Genomic DNA, 18,478 nt, shown 5'->3' on the forward strand with positions numbered 1-18,478 from the left:
GGCGTTTTTCTCTCTAAAAAGACAAAGCTAATGAATACACAATTAAATCCAATTACCTTACCACTGGCACAAAATAATGTGATTGAAGCATCTGCGGGAACGGGCAAAACCTACACCATGGTGACGTTATATCTACGCTTATTACTACAAGCTGGGGAAAATAATTTTCCTACTGCATTAGATATTGAACAGATCTTAGTCGTTACCTTTACTAAAGATGCAACAAAAGAGTTGCGTCAGCGGATTAATCAACGTATTCAGGCTTGGTTAAAACAATTACAACAGTATCAACAACATCAAGATCCAGATAAATTAGAGGACCCAGAATTACAAAAATTATTACCTTATATCGAAGCGAATTTAGAATTAGCAATTCAACGTTTACATTTTGCTGCACAATATATTGATTGCGCTGCGATTTTTACTATTCACGGTTTCTGCCAACGGATGTTACAACAATATGCGTTTGACTCGGGGCTTTCTTTTAACGTTGAGGTGAATAACAGCGATAAAAAATTACTACAACAGTTAAATTACCAATTATGGCGTGAACAGTTTTACTCACTTTCTGAAGCAGAAGCGCAACTAATCAGCGATATTTTTAAATCACCCGATGAGCTATTAAATTCAATAAGTAGTTTATTAGCGGGGAATATGCCACGCATTAACGCAACCTTACCATTTACCGATTTATCAGCAGGTATTGCCTATTATCAACAACAAATTGCTTTTTTAGATCAGCTTGAAGCACAACAATTCTCTGATTTCACTCAATGGTTTGCTGAATATGGTGAGAATTTACAAAAAAATAGTGTGAAGGCAGTGCAGACGTATTTGGATACAGATTTTTCCACGTTAAATATCAAAGCTCGTCTAGAACGCTTAGAAAAATTAACTAAATTGAAATTTTATGCCAAAAAGGAACAAGAACACCCATTGTTGATCCGCGAATTGCAGCGTTTTTTCAACGGATTTTCATTAAAAGCTTATCAAGAAAGTATGAATTATCTGTATGTAAAACTGCTACGTGACCACTTTTTTGCTTATCAAAATCAGCATAACAATATTGATTTTAACGATTTATTACGTTTATTACGTGATGCGTTACTAAAACCACAAGGGAAAAAATTAATTCAATTTATCCGCCAGCAATATCCATTTGCGATGATTGATGAGTTTCAGGATACCGACCCAATTCAGCTTACGATTTTTGAGAAAATTTATTTATCTGCAACGCCAGATCAGCAACCAACAGGATTTACGGTAATCGGTGATCCAAAACAGGCAATTTACCGTTTCCGAGGAGCAGATATTTTTACTTATTTATCGGTAATGGCTCAAGATCAAGCCAACAGGATAGAAAACATCTATACCTTACAGCACAATTACCGTTCCTCTAAAGGTTTAATTACCAGTTTGAATTCATTATTTGCCCAAGCAAAAAATCCTTTTTTTCTGCCTGAAATTCAATTTCCTTTAATTGAAGCCCATCAGCAAGGCAGTTTAACGATTAAGCAAACTAAGCAAAAAGCATGGCAAATTTTGCAATTAGATTATGAAACCAAAAAGAAAGAAGCGTATCAGCTTGCGGTGGCGGAATTATTTGCTTGCCATATTCAACAATTATTAAAAGCAGCCGAGCAGCAGCAAGCGCTGTTTATTGAAGATACCGAACCACAAAATTCACGGGTAGTCGAAGCCAAAGATATTGCTATTTTAGTGAGAGATCGTTTTGAAAGTCAGATTATTCGCACCGCCTTAGCGAAAAAGGGGATCGCCTCTGTCTATTTATCAGAAAAAGAGAGTGTGTTTAATAGCCCCGTTGCTCAAGAGTTGTTATTGATTTTACAAGCGTGCGTTACTCCGTTTAAACAACGTGCGGTGCTTTCTGCACTCGGAACAACATTATGGGGATTAACCGCGCCACAAATTTACCAATTAAAAGAAGATGAAATTGCATGGGCAAACTTAATTGAACGTTTGCTGCAATATCATCAAATTTGGCAAAACCAAGGAATTTTGCCGATGTTATACCGCTTATTTCAAACAGAAATGCTGCCACAGCGTTTGCAGCAATTTGCTTTAGGTGAACGCTATTTAGTGGATCTATTACATTTAAGCGAACTATTGCAGCAAGCGATGAATCAGCAACAGAATGAAGAAGCGTTACTCAACTGGTATCAACAACAATTAACTGGGCAGACGGACAATGATGAAAATCGCTTACGTTTGGAGCGTGAACAAAATGTAGTAAAAATTATCACAATCCATAAATCAAAGGGATTAGAATTCCCGATTGTTGGGTTGCCTTTTATTTTGACGAAAAAAACAAATCGGCGTAATGATAGTGCTTTTTATCATAATGCGGAAAAACAGCTAATTTGGGATATTCGCAATGAGCATTCGCAACAAATTATGTTGGAAAATAATGCAGAAGAGATGCGTTTATTGTATGTGGCATTAACGCGTGCCAAATACCAGCTGATTGTTGGCGTACCGCAGCAAATTGCTTACAAAGAAAAAGACGAACCGAGTGGATTAAATGCTCTCGATTATTTATTGATCCAAGGCGAAAATAACGCCTTTACCTCAAGTATGCAATACAGCGACTTATTTGATCGTGCTTTATCGCCAGAACATTGGCAATTAAGTCGTGCAGATGATTTACCAACAGAAGATGACTGGCGACCAAGTTTGTCTTATCCTCAAACATTAACTGTTCGCCAATTTAAGCAAAATGTAGAAAAAAATTGGCGAGTAACGAGCTTCACTGGATTACAAGCAAAATTACAAGCGATTTATGCTGATCATTTCAGTGATATGATACAAGACCATTTAGATCGAGATATGGTGGTGGATTTAGCGGATAATCCCGTTATTGATCTAGCGCAGCAAATCAATCTCTATTATCCAGCTGGTTTTTCGCCGTTTGATTTTCCAAAAGGGGCGAGTGTTGGTTCTTGTCTGCATAGTTATTTAGAAAAAGCAGATTTTAGCCAGCCAATTACACCTGAATCATTAACGCCAATTTGCCAATATTTAAATTTAACCGCAGAATGGATTACGCCATTGCAAACGTGGCTAACTCACATTTTTTCTCAATCATTACCGCAATTAGGTGCATTACAACAGATTAACCGCAAAGATAGGCTTACCGAATTACAGTTTTATCTAAAACTAGGTAATCTATTTAATAACCAACAATTTAATCAATTATTGCATCAATATCATCCACTATACGACCAACATTACCCAATACGTGTCGATGAAATTAGAGGCTTTATTCGAGGATTTATTGATGTGGTGATTCGCCAAGATAACAAATATTATATTATTGATTATAAAAGTAATTTTTTAGGAGCAGATTTAAGCTGTTATCAACTGGAACAGCTTAAAAAAGTTATCTCTGCACAACGTTATGATTTACAGTATTTGATTTATACATTAGCAGTACACCGTTACCTGAAATTACACGATCCTGCCTACCAATATGAAACCCATTTTGGTGGCGTGTTTTATCTGTTTTTACGCGGGATGGCATTACCAGATAACCCTCAACAAACTGGGGTTTTCTTTACTAAACCATCAACTGCCTTAATTGAAAAACTTGACCAATTATGGGGTGAATAATGCTGACGCTTTTACAACAGTTACGTGATCAAGCGGTGATTGAAAATATTGATTACTATTTTGCCAAATTAATTACCCAACAAGGACAACATTTAAGCAAACAGACGAATGATTTAGCCTGTTTTCTGGCTGCACAATTAAGTTTTTTGCATCAAAAAGGGCATAGCTGTTTATGGTTGGACGAACGCTTATTGACCAATCCATTTGAATTACAATCTGCACCTGAATTTTCCGCCGTCATGCAGGAATTACACTACTTATTACCTGAAACAGTAGCGCAGTGGCCAACATTACTACGCCAGCATCCTGCTTTTTCTCTATTTTCCATAACCGCAGAAAATGTTGCTCCAATCGTATTACGCCAATTTAATTCACATTTTGCACTCTATCTCCATCGCATTTGGCAAGATGAATATTATATTGCACAACGTTTAAGCCAAATTAAAACCTTTAGCTATACCCCAGCACTATTGCAAGAGATTAAAACTATCTTAGCCACGCTTTTTGCCGAGAATCAATCAGCACCTGATTGGCAAAAAATTGCTGTTGCAACGGCTTTTTCCCGTTCAATTACCTTTATTTCTGGTGGACCGGGTACAGGAAAAACCACCACAGTGGCGAAACTGTTGTTAGGGTTACAATGGTTACAACAATTACAAGGATTACCGCCATTATCAATCCGTTTAGCTGCGCCAACGGGGAAAGCGGCAACCCGGCTGACAGAATCTCTACATCAAGCGGTAAAACAGATTGCATTGCCAGTTACCCTTACCGCAAATTTACCGCAAGAGGCAGCGACCATTCACCGTTTATTAGGTATGCGCCCAAATACGCAACCGACTTATCATCAGCAGCGTCCATTAAATATTGATGTATTGGTCATTGATGAAGCTTCGATGATTAATTTATCGTTGATGGCGACATTATTACGAGGTGTGCATCCTGCAACCAGATTGATTTTTCTAGGGGATAAAGACCAGTTAGCATCTGTGGAAGCTGGGTCGATTATGGCGGAATTAGGGCAGTTCTTACAGTTTGATTATAGTCCGCAGCAGAGTGACTATTTAGCTCAAGTATGTGCAGAGCAATTACCACAAGCTGTCCAGAATAACTTTATTCGCGATAGTTTGTGCCATTTGCAGCACAGCTACCGATTTAAAGCGGATACGGGAATTGGTCAATTAGCAAGATTAGTGAATCAACGTCAAGCAGAGCAGAGTTGGCAGCTTTTTTCCTATTATCCAGATATTCAAGCATTGCCTTTAACAACGGATTGTCCGCCGAATATGGCTAACACAGCCAACCAAGAGATAATTCGCTTTGCGGTTAATCTGTATCAAGACTATTTTAATTTTGTACGCCAGCAGACAACATGGCATTTAGCCGAGATCGAAACGGCATTTACGCTATTTAAACGTTGTCGTCTATTAAGCGCATTGCGGACAGGATTATTTGGCGTAGAGCAGCTTAATCAGCAAATTGCAGACGCATTGCGTCAACAAAAACAGATCGATTTTCGCCTTAGTCACGAATGGTATTTAGGTAAACCGGTCATTGTTTTGCAGAACGATCATAATATTCGCTTGTTTAATGGGGATATTGGTTTAGTGCTACCGGATAGTTCGGGCAATTTAAAAGTGTGGTTTGAAACGGAACAAGGCTTTCGTGATGTATTATCGACTCGGGTGCCAAGTGTTGAGCCAGCGTATGTGATGACTGTACATAAATCGCAAGGTTCGGAATTTGAACATACTGTATTAGTGCTGCCACAGGAGTATAATTCGTTGTTAAGCAAAGAACTTATTTATACAGCCATTACCCGAGCAAAACGTTATTTTAGTGTATTTTGTAATGAACATATTTGGCTAATGGCAGTACGTAATCAAACAATCCGTAACAGTGGATTAGCTGAACAAATTAAGCAATATTTTAATCAGGAGGAATAATATGTTGGTCGCTATTCCGGCATTAAGTGATAATTATATTTGGTGTTATAGCCGAGATAACTTACACGCACTATTAGTCGATCCCGCAGAAGCAGAGGCAGCTGAAAATTTTTTAGCCAAAAGTCAGTTAAAATTAGAAGCGATTTTAGTTACCCACAATCATACTGATCATACTGGCGGTGTAGCACAATTACGTGAAAAATATCTGCACGTTCCTGTCTATGCACCCGCAGAAGTAGGCACTCCATTGGCAACTCATATTGTCGATTCAGGTATTCATCACACGCCATATTATAGTTTATATGTCTTTGCTACTGGCGGGCATACCGCAGGACATATCAGCTTTGTGGTCGATAATCATCTATTTTGTGGGGATACTCTGTTTTCACTAGGTTGCGGACGAGTATTTACTCGTGATTATGCACAAATGTTTGCTTCGCTAGAAAAAATCAAACAGCTTCCAGATGATACGGTTGTTTGCCCGGCGCATGAATATACATTGAGTAATCTACGTTTTGCACAAAGTGTTACTACTTCACCAGCTTTAGCGGAATATGCTAAAAAAGTGGAAAAATTACGTCAGCAACAGCTGCCTACTGTACCAACAACTTTAGGCTTAGAAAAACAATTAAATCCTTTTTTACAATGTTCCGATGTGACAAGTTTCATTGCATTACGGGAAGCGAAAGATAATTTTTAAAGAAATAAAGATTCCTTTAGATTCTTGTGTCAGAATATGATCTCCTAATCAAAATCATCATTATTTAATGGAGTATTGCCACAATTACTTACAGGAATAGTATAAGGTGTAGAAGCAACTCCAAGAGCATTAGTAGTAAAAGTATACTCAAAACTAAATTCAGTATCATTAGAAAGAGATATTGCCATAATATGTCCAAGATTAAGATAAAAATTACCTAAGCCTGATTCACGTTTGACAAATCCACTATTTATTACGGAGTTATCTAATAACTCTACTGGCATTACTTTATATGTATCTTTATTATCGAAAAAGAATAACGTACTATTACGAAATCCAACTGTAAGAAAAACACCCTCTGCATAAGGAATTTCTTTATCTAAATCTAATTTCTCATTCAGAAAAGTCTCAAATAAAACTTTTTTATCTTGATTAACTAATTTCCCATCATAATTATAATAACTAGTTTTTCTGAATGCTTCTTTAAAACGCTCGATAAAGGCTAAATCACTGCTGTTTTTTAATGAACCGAAATAGTAAAAACCACAATGTATCTTTTCACAGATTTCCCAATGTTTTTCATTATGTTGTTTAATTGCTTTGCGAAGATTATTGAGATAACTTTTCTTTGCTAATAGATAAAATTGCTGCTGACCCAGTTTTTGATATAAGTTTTCGCCTGTTTTCCAACAAATTCCTGAATGCATTCTCACTTTTAAATTTTCAAGGTATTGATAAAGAGAATAGGCAGATAGACTAAAGATGGCAAATATAATCAAGATATGTAAAAAAATTCTACTTAATCGCCATTTTTTACCACCAATAATTTCTAAATATACAATCAGAACAATAATAAAACTGATAATAATGACCCATAGAACATTTTCAAAATCAATATAGAAAACATCAAAATTAAATATATTGCTAATATCACTAAAGTTCATTTTTTTCTCTTCTATTATGTATTTTATTACTCATACAGTTATTAGGCTTACCCATATGACTTTTTTCTAGAAAGCTATAACAAGATAAATTTATCGTAAGGAAATTTTTATCATTCTCTGAACTAAAATGTTGATTAATATATTCTTTTATTCTCTTTTTTATCCAATAACACATTTCTTACTTTATACAGGGGATACATACTTAATTAATAACTATACTTAATGACAACGACAAAAATCAATATGAACTTGAATAGATTAGAGAGAGGTATTTTTAAATAATTACGGGCGTATTAATAAAAAATATTGACACTATAAAAATAAACCTACGATGAGAAAATCGTAGGTTTAGCAATAATTAAAAAAGTTACAATCATTTGATTTATTTAAAGATACTGTGCAAACTGGCTTTGTATATTAACTAACTGCTGTTTAGTCAGCATAAACACGCCATCACCACCACGTTTAAATTTCAACCATTCAAATGGCACAGTCGGGAATTGTTCGATTAAATGCACCATACTATTGCCTACTTCACAAATTAATACGCCGTTATCATTTAAGTAATCAGCAGCATGCGCAATAATCCGTTTAACTAAAATTAAACCATCTTCTCCGGCTTCTAACCCTAAAATTGGTTCGTGCGAAAATTCGACTGGCATATCGGCAATATCTTCCGCATCAACATACGGTGGATTGCTAACAATCAGGTCATAGCCATCATTCGGTAAATTATTAAAGAGATCGGATTGTAATGGGAAAACTTGGTGCTCTAAATGGTGGTGAGCAATATTGATTTCAGCGACATTCAGTGCATCTAGTGAAATATCTACGGCATCAATTTCGGCATTTGGGAATTTATCTGCACAAGCAATCGCAATACAGCTACTACCAGTGCACATATCTAAAATGCGTTTTGGTTCACTGCGTAATACCCCAGTAAAGCCATCTTCAATTAATTCGCCAATTGGTGAGCGCGGTACCAACACACGTTCATCGACATAAAATTGTAATCCACAAAACCAAGCAGAATGGGTTAAATACGCCACTGGTTTGCGAGTTTCGATACGTTCAACGACTAAAGAGAGTAGCTTTTGTTTTTCAATTTCAGTTAAGCGAGATTGATATAATTCGCTCGGAAGATCGAGTGGTAAATGTAGGGTGGACAAAACAAGTTGTAAGGTTTCATCCCAAGCATTATCAAAGCCATGCCCATAAAAAATATCCGAAGCATTAAAATAACTATACGTCCAACGTAAAAAATCTTGAATGGTTTGTAGATTTGATAGCGGTGAGTTGAGTTGGATTTCTTCAATAATTTCTTGATTAAAAAGTACTTGTTCAGTCATAAAATTCACTGTGATTAATAGGAGAAAAGAACCGTATTTATACCATATTTTCCGAAACAGGTGGTAGTGTGATAGAATAGCGAGCGGTTAAATTTGGTGAGGAAACTATGGATTCACAAGATCAATCTTTATTTCAAGAATTCGTTAAAGATATTAAGCCATTAAAACAAGACACTGTCACATTTTCTATTAAACATAAACGTAACCTACAATTACAGCAACAACAAAAAAAAGAAATCCGTGAAAAAGAGGATACGTTATTCTATTTTTCTGATGAATATGAACCTTTATTAGATGAAACGGGCAGTCGCTATCTGCGAGCAGGTGAAGATCATTATCAATTAAAGCGATTACGCCGTGGTGATTTTGTCCCTGATCTATTTTTAGATTTACATGGGCTAACCAGAGAAGAAGCAAAGCAGGAGTTAGCGGCGTTATTGTTAGCTTGTGAAAAAGAGCATCTGGCTTGTGCTTGTGTGATGACGGGATATGGGAGTTTCACTTTAAAAAATCAGATCCCACGCTGGTTAGTACAACATCCAAAAGTCATTGCCTTTCATCAAGCGCCCAAAGAGTGGGGCGGTGATGCTGCCTTATTAGTATTGATCGATGTTGGTGAAGAAGTATTATTCTAATATGCGTTATTGGCTTTGTTGCTTGCTGTTTTTGCTATTAAATTCGGTTGCCGTTGCACACCCGCACGCTTTTATTGATATGCAAAACCAATTCTTAATTGAACAAAATCGGTTGGTTGGTATTCGTATGCAGTGGTTAATGGATGAAATTTCCTCATCTGAGGTAATTTATGAAATTGAAAGCAGTACAAATAAGGAAAAAACGGTCAAGCAATTAACTGCAGAAATTATGCAAAATATTGTTAATCAACATTATTTTGCTTATTTTTATGATCAAAATCGACAACCAATCCCTTATACCAAGCAACCGCAAAATAGTGAGCTACACGTGGTAAACAAACATCAATTACAGATTAAATTTGATGTGATGCTAAGCAAACCACGCGACCTAACTCAACAACAAGCTACGCTGTTGATTTATGATCCTACTTATTACATTGCAATGTTATACCCGAATAAAAACAGTATGACCTTTAATCAAGCGACACAATGTCAATTACAGATTGTTGAGCCTGAACCAAATAAGGCAATGCAAAATTACGCAGCCAGTTTAGACAAAAATGCTGAAGAGGATACTTCACTCGGTGTTCTTTTCGCACAAAAGGTAACCTTATCATGCCCTTAATTCGCCGTTTTACATTACTGTTATTTGTCTGTTTTGGTGTTATTTTTATTGGGTTAATCTTATTTTATCCGTCTGTATTTCACGCTATTTTCAATTTACAACGTTGGTTTCATCACGCGATCAGCGACACCTTACAACATCTTAATCAATCTTCATCTCATACACCGCTATTCTTAATTTTATTATGTTTTGGCTATGGTGTTTTTCATGCCGTTGGTCCGGGACATGGAAAATTTATTTTGACTAGTTATCTCACGACAAACGCTACTTATGTTAAGCAGAGTATGGGATTAGCGATGTTATCTTCTTTGGTTCAAGGCTTAGTTGCGATTATTCTCACTACCGTAGTTATTGCGATTTTTAATTTACCGACCTATTTTTATAAACTCTCGCAACAGTGGTTAGAAAGATTTAGCTTTATTTTAATGATTGGATTAGGTGTTTGGTGGTTGTGGCGAGCGTATCGCCAATATCGCCATCAAGCTGTTTCTCATCAACATCAAATAAAAATTAAAAGATGTTATCCTACAAAGGCACCACAGCTTGTAGTACAGCCACTACAATCGAATTTATTTTCTCTCTCAGGAAGCTGTGATTGTGGGCATCAACATCTACCATCAACACACCAATTAGCACAAGCCAAAGATTGGCAATCTCAACTAATGATTATTTTAAGTATTGGTGCAAGACCTTGTTCTGGGGCAATTTTAGTGCTGTTTTTATCTTACCTATTAAAACTATACCCTTATGGTATTCTTGCTGTGATCGCGATGTCGATTGGTACAGGCTTAACATTAAGCGGATTCGCATTATTGGTGTTATTCGCTCGTCAGAAAGCGGTGCAATTAAGCGCTTGGTATTTGCAACCTCGCTATAATCAACAACTTGCTTATTGGGTTAAAGCTATATTAAGTGTGTTATTAATCTATATGGGCGTTGCGTTGCTTTATGGTTCAACATTACCAGTGAGCGGTGGTAGGGCATTGTTTGGTTAGTTTTAACATTATTAATAATTTTTTTAAATAATTTCTATACAATTAATTAAATTTTTTGATATTTTATAATACGCAGCCAATTTAATTAGATATGGTTGTTTTTATATTAAATATCAGCACAACAAATTAAACTTAATTAGTAAGGAAATTATTATGAAAAGCTTCAAATTTTTATTCGCTATATTTTTAGTCGGATGTCCTCTATTTTCTGCTGCTGACCAAGGCAAAGTAACAGGAACAGCATTTCTGCATACTCAAGTATCGATAGATAAAGGGATTGAGAATGCTGAAATTGCTCTACCTGCGAGTATTACTAATGGAAAAGTATTTCAGGGCAAATTAAAAGATGCACCTGCAACACAGGGAAAAGCCCCAGTAGTCGTTTTTTTACATGGTTCATCAGGGCTAAATCCTAAATTAGGCTATGATATTTGGCAAAAATGGTTAGCAGAGAATGGTATTGCAAGTTTTATGTTTGACAGTATGCAATTAGAAAATAGAGTAAGTTATACATCACCAATTGATAAGAATATCTATGAAAAAATCCATCAATTACGTAGTAGTGAAATTAAAATTTCTCTAGATGCATTAGCAAAACAGCCTTGGTCGGATATTTCTCACTTATTTTTAGCTGGTACTAGCGAAGGAGCTGTGCCAGTTGCACGTTATGATGGAGATGCTTTTATTGGAAAATTAATTTATTCTTGGTCTTGTGAAGATAACTATTTCGTTAAATCTCATCAAACAAGTTTAAAAGCTGTTCCGACTATCAATATTATGAGTTCAAAAGATAAGTATTTTTCTACAGCTAATAGTTATATTGGTAATGAAGCTGCAATAGGAAATTGTTCTCAAACTTTTGCTAAAGCGGAAAAACCAGAAAACTTCCAAGTCATTTTAATTCCTAATGCGCCACATACATTAATTAATCTTCCTGCAGCTCGTTCAGCTACATTAGGCTTTATTGATGGTGTGTTGAAAAGTGCTAAATAAAATGAAGAAGTAAGGAATGGTGCGACCGGGTGGACTCGAACCACTGACCCCCACCATGTCAAGGTGGTGCTCTAACCAACTGAGCTACGGTCGCATTGTGAAAAACCTCGCTATTATAATGTGCTAATCAAGAATTGCAAAACTTTTTTAAAGTAACTGGTTTTAACCGACTAAAAAGAACACAAATTGTTGGTGAAAAATACAAAATATTTCTAATTAAAGGTAAGTAGCCTCGCTACCTACCTTTACTTTATATTCTATGGCATTTCACTCATTTTATTTCAACCAAGCCTGAAAACTCGGCAAATTAAGTAAACGTTGTTGATAATAACGAGATATTTCAGAGAGATAATTTTCTAAACCATAAGTCGCAATACGACTTGCTACTGGCAAGAAAAAAGCATCTACTGCGGTAAAAGTTTTACCCGCTAAATAAGGACCTTTAAATTGAGTTAAACCCTCTTGCCAAAGTTGATCGATCCGTTTTAAATCAACGACCACGTCTTCTGGGACTTCGGTCAAAGGGGAGGTAACTAATGGATTAAAACCACAAACTTGACGTAGTTTCATAAAACCAGAATGCATTTCAGCACAAGCACTTCTTGACCAAGCTCGAGCCGTTTTATCTGCGGCCCAGACTTGAGGATAATCTTCCGCAATATATTCAACGATTGCCAAACTATCCCAAATAATTTGATTATTAGCGTGTAATACGGGGATTTTTGCAGTAGGTGAGAATTTCACGAATGTTTGCCGCTGTTTTTGTCGATCTTCAAAAAAATTGACTTGAATCTCTTCAAATGGAATCGCTAATTCTTTGAGCAAAATCCATGGACGCAATGACCAAGAAGAGAGTGGTTTACTGATATAAAGTGAATACATATGTTCCTCCTTTATGAATACAGAATCAGTTACATTGCGATAAAAAATAAGCCAAATGATTTATCTCATTTGGCTTACTCTCAGTAATTATTCTGTTAATTGAAATTAGAATGAAGCGTTTCTTGGTGAACGAGGGAATGGAATGACATCACGGATATTTTGTACACCAGTCACATAAACAATTAAGCGTTCAAAACCAAGACCGAAGCCTGAGTGAGGTACAGTACCATAACGGCGTAAATCACGATACCACCAATAGTCTTCTTTTTTCAAGCCCATTTCATCCATACGTTTATCAAGCACATCTAAACGTTCTTCACGTTGTGAACCACCGATAATTTCACCGATTCCCGGCGCTAACACATCCATTGCGGCAACAGTCTTTCCATCGTCATTTAAACGCATATAGAAAGCTTTGATGTCTTTAGGATAGTTTTTCACAACCACTGGTGATTTAAAATGTTCTTCTGCTAAATAACGCTCATGTTCAGATGAAAGATCGATACCCCATTCAACTGGGAATTCAAAATCTTTACCACATTGTTTCAGAATTTCAATCGCATCAGTGTAATCTACTTGAGCAAAGTCAGAATTGATGAAATTTTGTAAACGGGTAATTACGCTGCTATCAATATGTTTTGCAAAGAATTCCATATCATCCATACGTTCATCTAAAACTGCTTTAAACACATATTTCAACATATCTTCTGCTAATTTAGCGTTATCCGCTAATGTCGCAAAAGCAACTTCTGGTTCAACCATCCAGAATTCCGCTAAGTGGCGAGTTGTATTAGAGTTTTCAGCACGGAATGTTGGACCAAAAGTATAAATTTTACTTAATGCACAAGCGTAGGTTTCGCCATTTAATTGACCTGATACAGTTAAGAACGACTCTTTACCGAAGAAATCTTGACTAAAATCGATATCGCCTTGTTCAGTTTTTGGCAAATTGGTGAGATCTAATGTAGAAACGCGGAACATTTCACCCGCACCTTCTGTATCAGAAGCGGTAATTAATGGGGTAGCGACCCAATAGAAACCTTGTTCATTAAAGAAACGATGAATCGCTTGGGCAAGACAGTGACGTACCCGTGCTACTGCACCGATAAGGTTAGTACGTGGACGTAAATGTGCAACTTCACGTAAATACTCAATAGAGTGGCGTTTTGCTGCCATTGGATAGGTATCTGGATCTTCTACCCAGCCACAAACCTCAATATTTTCTGCTAATAATTCAACGGCTTGGCCAGATGCTGGTGATTCTACAACTTTACCTGTCACAATGACTGAGCAACCAGCAGTTAAACGTAAAATTTCTGACTGATAATTTTCAATAGTTTGTTCAATAACAACTTGGATAGGGGAGAAGCATGAACCATCATAAACAGATAAAAATGAAACGCCTGCTTTTGAGTCACGTCTAGTACGTACCCAACCGCGTACTGTTGTGGACGAACCAATCGCCACATCGCCTTTTAAAATTTCGGCGACTGATTTAGCTTGTGTCATAGTAACCTCAATGAATTTCTTGTTTTTAAATAAGCACGTCATTCTACAATACTTTGCTAACTGGATAAATGCAGAAATATAAAACTAGTAGAATTTATCAACAAATTTTTAAAATTAAAAAAAATTTAAAAATAAAGTGTGAGATTTTTCTCAAATTTGATCCAAATCACTTGAGAGTGGTGCGAAAAATTCGTATAAAAAACAAAATTATTATCTTATGGAGTCGAGCAGTTTTTGAACAGCTGTAAATGTACGTATTATGACAAAGCAGTTAATGAATTCACCACAAAAATTACAACATTTAGGGTCTATTTATCGTTTAATTGAACAATTTGATTTAATTTCACGGATTGATTTATCAAAAATTTCAGGGCTAGCCCCAGCCAGTATTACTAACTTCACACGTGATTTAATCGATTTAAAATTAGTGATAGAACGCACTACGCAAACACCTATTGTAAGAGGGCGTCCTGCAGTTGGATTGGCGATTTCTCCTTTTTATTGGCAATCGTTATGTGTTGTATTAAATGAAAGAGAAATTACTATTTTCTTGTGTGAGTTAAATGGTAAAACTGTTGCTAGCAAAACTTTCCCGTTACAAGCCAAACAGTATCAAAATTTAGCAAACTTACTCGCAGAAAATTTACGTGATTTCCACGCAGAGTTTCGTTCTCAAGTGATGCAAATTTTTGCTATTTCAGTGGTTGTAGAAGGGCAGTTAAACCGCCAACAAACAGGCATTCAGCGCTTAGGGCAGTTTGAAATTGATGTTGAGTTACAAACTATATTAAGTGATGAATTTAATTTACCAATTATTTTATCTGAATACTTTGCGGCTTGGGTATTTGCTGAATCAAGCTTAGGAGCAGCAATTAGTAGCGAGAACGTTATCTACTTACAAGTAGATGATGTGATTAATATGAGTGTTTCTATTAAAGGGAAAATGATTCAAGGCAATAAACAGCAACGAATGAATATAGATCGAGTTTGTTTACCAATGTTAAGTCCGTTATCTACTATTATTAGCGAACATTTATTGCCTGAAGATGCACAACAGTTACAACATCATGTAACTTATTCCGCTATTTATCGTTTAGTAAATCATCTTTTACCGAACGATTTAGAAGATAATGCACAAAAAATTGAATACCTTTGTGAATTGGCTAATCAAGGGAATCAATCTGCGATTGATATTTTACAATATGTAGCAGATGGAATTTCTTATGTTTTAATGAATCTAGTGAATATTTTTTCATCCGATAAAATTATGATCAATTCGAGTTATTTAGGTGCAAATACAATTTTTGTTGAACATCTAAAACAAAAGTTAAATGAAAATTTACTACTCGATCAACATAAGGTCGATATTATCACAGGGCATTATGCACAGAATAACGCGGTTGTAGCGAGTGCGATGGTGAAAAAATACCTTTACAATGGCGATTTAATTGGTTCTTTAATGTAATTCTATCCTAGTAATTAAAATAGATAGAATTTGTTGTGATTACCTCGAGAATATCGAGGTAATTTTTTATCTTCAATTTGATTAAGTTGACAAAAGCGATGCTTAAAGCGCATAAAAAGAAAAAAACCTGTTCCATAAAGGAACAGGGGGAGGTTTCAATGAATAAAATAAAAAAAACATTTGCTTACGCATTTGCAGTCACTAGCGGTTACTAAGACCGGCAAAAAAATAAAAAGTTCAAAAAAATCTAAAAAATTTTTAAAAATAATAGAAAAAATATTTTTTATATTAAAATCAAATAGTTATTTTTGTATCAAAGCATAATTTTTCTACCGCTTTCCGCGCTAAGATAAACTTTCTCAATTAAGTCTAATACTTTTGCTGCTTGTTCTGCGGTTACTTGTAATGGTTCATCAGCCGTTAATGCTGCATAAATATTGTCATAATAGGCTTGATAATTGCCAGATACCGTTTCTAACGTTGTACGAATATGCACGCCATTTACTTCTGTATTGAGTGTTCCCCAAAATGCTTTATCTTCTTTATTCCAATCTCCTTTAGGAACAACACCCGCCATCAATAAGGCTTCTTGGTTATCTATTTCATATTTTACATATGATCCGAGTGTGCCATGCATTGCAATACTTGGTCCTTTTTCCCGTACATATTTACTTGATGACATTACTACTTTTTTATCTTGATAGTAGAAATAGATTTGGAAATTATCTTCTCCTAATGAACCTTGATGTTGGCAACGTAAATCAGCATATAACGCCTGAGGCAGCCCAAATAGATGAACCACATGATCGATTAAATGGACGCCTAAATCATAAACTAAACCGACACCTCGTTCGCCAGTTTCTTTCCATGCTTTGCTATTTTTTGCTTGAGTATAGCGATCATAGTGAATTTCATAATCTACAATATCGCCTAACAAGCCACTCTTTAATAGTTGTTTTACGGTCAAAATCCCATTATCCCAACGGCGGTTTTGATAAACAGAAAGCTTAACTTGATGTTGTTTCGCTAATTCGGCAAGCTCTTTTGCTTCCGCAGCAGTAACACTTAATGGTTTTTCTACAATAATATGTTTGCCGGCTAAAATCGCTTTTTTCGTGAAATCATAATGGGTCAAATTTGGCGTGGTAATGATAACTAAATCAATATCATCCGCTAATAATTCTTCAAATTGACGTACAGTGGTAATTTGCGGATATTTAGTTGCTACTTTATTTCCTGTCCGTTCAAAAATTTTTACTACTTGAAAACGCGGATCATTCAATAAAAAAGGGAGGTGGAATACATTGGCAGACATACCAAATCCAGCAATTCCAACACGTATCACTTGTTGCATAGATAGAATCTCCTTATCACACTATTTAATTTTTTCTAATCGAGTAAATAAAATCTCTTCAGGTAAACGTTGAATATGACGTAAACGGAAGAAGAGTAGGCAAGCCACCGTCGTTAAACAAACAACAAAACCAATCCAAAAGCCAGCAGCTGTCATATGAGGAACAATCCAATCAGTTAAACCAAGAACATAGCCAACAGGCATACCTACTACCCAATAACCAAATAGAGAGATCCACAACACTGATTTAGTATCTTTATAACCACGCAAAGCGCCACCGATAATGGTTTGTGTTGTATCTGAAAATTGATAAACAGTAGCAAAAATTAATAATGAGGATGCCATAATAATGACGTTTTGGTTACTGACAAAAATACTGGCAATATTTTGCCGGAATAATAAGGTAATGGTGGCAGTAAATAAAGTGACAGTAAGCCCTAAACTTAGTGCACAAAACGTAAATTGCTTAGCTTGTAATGCATTACCTGCACCTAAACTTTGCCCAACAAGAATAGTCGTTGCCATTGAAATTGACATTGGCAACATATAAATGAAAGAGCTGGTATTTAAGGCAATTTGATGGCTTGCAATAATTTCTGCACCAAATGGCGAAATTAGCAGCGAAATAATACAAAAGAGCAGTACTTCACAACAAATTGATACTGCAATAGGGAAACCAAGACGCACTAATTTATTTAGTGTTTTTGGGTTTGGTTTTTCAATAATTTGTTCAAAAATGTTGAGATCACGTTGGCTTGGTACGTTATAGCAATAAATAATAATAAGCAGGAATGCCACCCAGTTTAAAATCATTGTTGCAATTCCACATCCTACGGCACCAAAAGCAGGAACGCCAAACGAACCATAGATAAAAATATAGTTTAACGGGATATTTAACAATAAGCAGGTAAACGCAATCACCATAGCTGGTTTGGTTTTAGCAATACCATCATTTAAACAACGAAAGTTCATCATTAATAAATAAGGTAATGCCCCAAACGCCATCACTTTGAGATAACCTTCGGTAATATTTGCTAATTCTGCATCCATTCCCATTAAATCAATAATAAATCGACTGTTATAAACAATTAGAAAGATAGGAATACTAATTGTTACCGCAATCCAGATTCCTTGACGAACTTGATGAGCAATTAATTTACGTTTACCTGATCCATTTAAGTAGGAAATCGTTGGTGGCAAAGCTAATAGCAAGCCTTGTCCAAATAGCAGCAATGGGAACCAAATTGAAGCTCCCACAGAAATTGCAGCCATATCTTTTGCACTAACACGACCCGCCATAATAGTATCGGTTAGTCCCATTGAATTTTGTGCGACTTGTGCAATCAGAATAGGCGATGCAAGTTTAATCAATTCAATAATTTGTGTTTTATATCTTTGCCAATTTGTCATAGAATGTCCGACGTTTGTAATTTTAGTTAGTTGCCTTTTCT

The 18,478-nt window shown here is 35.8% G+C and carries 14 protein-coding genes and 1 tRNA gene; 8 read left to right on the top strand and 7 right to left on the bottom strand.

All coding sequences use genetic code 11. The annotated features are described in order from the left end of the window. Window positions 1-30: 30 nt before the first annotated feature. From recB to gloB, 3 genes are read left to right on the top strand one after another with little or no spacing between them, the layout of a single operon-like run. Window positions 31-3,630, top strand: coding sequence for an exodeoxyribonuclease V subunit beta (gene recB / locus QV06_RS01780; protein ID WP_065236676.1), 3,600 nt, complete (start codon window positions 31-33; stop codon window positions 3,628-3,630). Beyond that, on the top strand, window positions 3,630-5,576 hold the full coding sequence (recD, locus tag QV06_RS01785) for an exodeoxyribonuclease V subunit alpha (RefSeq protein WP_065236677.1): 1,947 nt from the start codon (window positions 3,630-3,632) through the stop codon (window positions 5,574-5,576). Before recB ends, recD begins: the two co-directional genes overlap by 1 nt. Window position 5,577: 1 nt before the next feature. Beyond that, window positions 5,578-6,276, top strand: a complete 699-nt coding sequence (gene gloB, locus QV06_RS01790) for a hydroxyacylglutathione hydrolase (RefSeq protein WP_065236678.1) — start codon at window positions 5,578-5,580, stop codon at window positions 6,274-6,276. A 44-nt stretch (window positions 6,277-6,320) separates the two neighbouring features. Here gloB and QV06_RS01795 read toward each other — a convergent pair whose 3' ends face one another. Continuing rightward, complete coding sequence (locus tag QV06_RS01795; protein ID WP_065236679.1) at window positions 6,321-7,220, bottom strand: hypothetical protein; 900 nt, start codon at window positions 7,218-7,220, stop codon at window positions 6,321-6,323. A 386-nt stretch (window positions 7,221-7,606) separates the two neighbouring features. Continuing rightward, entirely contained in the window at window positions 7,607-8,569 is a 963-nt protein-coding gene (gene prmB, locus QV06_RS01800) for a 50S ribosomal protein L3 N(5)-glutamine methyltransferase (protein ID WP_065236680.1), read from the bottom strand. A 107-nt stretch (window positions 8,570-8,676) separates the two neighbouring features. Here prmB and smrB point away from each other — a divergent pair, with 107 nt between their 5' ends. The 4 genes from smrB (at window position 8,677) to QV06_RS01820 (ending at window position 11,817) form a co-directional block, all read left to right on the top strand. Beyond that, window positions 8,677-9,204 carry an endonuclease SmrB gene (smrB, locus tag QV06_RS01805; RefSeq protein WP_065236681.1) on the top strand — a complete coding sequence of 176 codons (528 nt, stop codon included), beginning with the start codon at window positions 8,677-8,679 and terminating at the stop codon, window positions 9,202-9,204. 1 nt (window position 9,205) lies between these two features. Further along, on the top strand, window positions 9,206-9,829 hold the full coding sequence (locus QV06_RS01810) for a DUF1007 family protein (protein WP_065236682.1): 624 nt from the start codon (window positions 9,206-9,208) through the stop codon (window positions 9,827-9,829). Continuing rightward, the gene (locus QV06_RS01815) at window positions 9,820-10,824 is read left to right on the top strand and encodes a nickel/cobalt transporter (RefSeq protein WP_065236683.1); all 1,005 of its coding nucleotides are present in this window, start codon (window positions 9,820-9,822) and stop codon (window positions 10,822-10,824) included. Before QV06_RS01810 ends, QV06_RS01815 begins: the two co-directional genes overlap by 10 nt. Before the next feature lie 153 nt (window positions 10,825-10,977). Next, window positions 10,978-11,817 carry an alpha/beta hydrolase family protein gene (locus tag QV06_RS01820; protein ID WP_065236684.1) on the top strand — a complete coding sequence of 280 codons (840 nt, stop codon included), beginning with the start codon at window positions 10,978-10,980 and terminating at the stop codon, window positions 11,815-11,817. 17 nt (window positions 11,818-11,834) lie between these two features. Here QV06_RS01820 and QV06_RS01825 read toward each other — a convergent pair. The 3 genes from QV06_RS01825 to asnS form a co-directional block, all read right to left on the bottom strand. After that, a tRNA-Val gene (locus QV06_RS01825) sits at window positions 11,835-11,911 on the bottom strand. Between the two features lie 182 nt (window positions 11,912-12,093). Further along, the gene (locus QV06_RS01830) at window positions 12,094-12,699 is read right to left on the bottom strand and encodes a glutathione S-transferase (protein ID WP_065236685.1); all 606 of its coding nucleotides are present in this window, start codon (window positions 12,697-12,699) and stop codon (window positions 12,094-12,096) included. A 105-nt stretch (window positions 12,700-12,804) separates the two neighbouring features. Continuing rightward, window positions 12,805-14,208 carry an asparagine--tRNA ligase gene (asnS, locus tag QV06_RS01835; protein ID WP_065235039.1) on the bottom strand — a complete coding sequence of 468 codons (1,404 nt, stop codon included), beginning with the start codon at window positions 14,206-14,208 and terminating at the stop codon, window positions 12,805-12,807. Window positions 14,209-14,467: 259 nt separating this feature from the next. On the opposite strand from asnS, the gene QV06_RS01840 reads away from it, so the two are divergent. Continuing rightward, on the top strand, window positions 14,468-15,673 hold the full coding sequence (locus tag QV06_RS01840; protein WP_082985018.1) for an ROK family protein: 1,206 nt from the start codon (window positions 14,468-14,470) through the stop codon (window positions 15,671-15,673). A 313-nt stretch (window positions 15,674-15,986) separates the two neighbouring features. Here QV06_RS01840 and QV06_RS01845 read toward each other — a convergent pair whose 3' ends face one another. Next, on the bottom strand, window positions 15,987-17,027 hold the full coding sequence (locus QV06_RS01845; protein ID WP_065236687.1) for a Gfo/Idh/MocA family oxidoreductase: 1,041 nt from the start codon (window positions 17,025-17,027) through the stop codon (window positions 15,987-15,989). A gap of 21 nt (window positions 17,028-17,048) precedes the next feature. Next, entirely contained in the window at window positions 17,049-18,437 is a 1,389-nt protein-coding gene (locus tag QV06_RS01850; protein WP_065236688.1) for an MATE family efflux transporter, read from the bottom strand. Window positions 18,438-18,478 lie beyond the last annotated feature (41 nt).

Origin of the sequence: Gallibacterium genomosp. 3 (assembly GCF_001678475.1) — a bacterium.
Taxonomy (GTDB): domain Bacteria; phylum Pseudomonadota; class Gammaproteobacteria; order Enterobacterales; family Pasteurellaceae; genus Gallibacterium; species Gallibacterium faecale.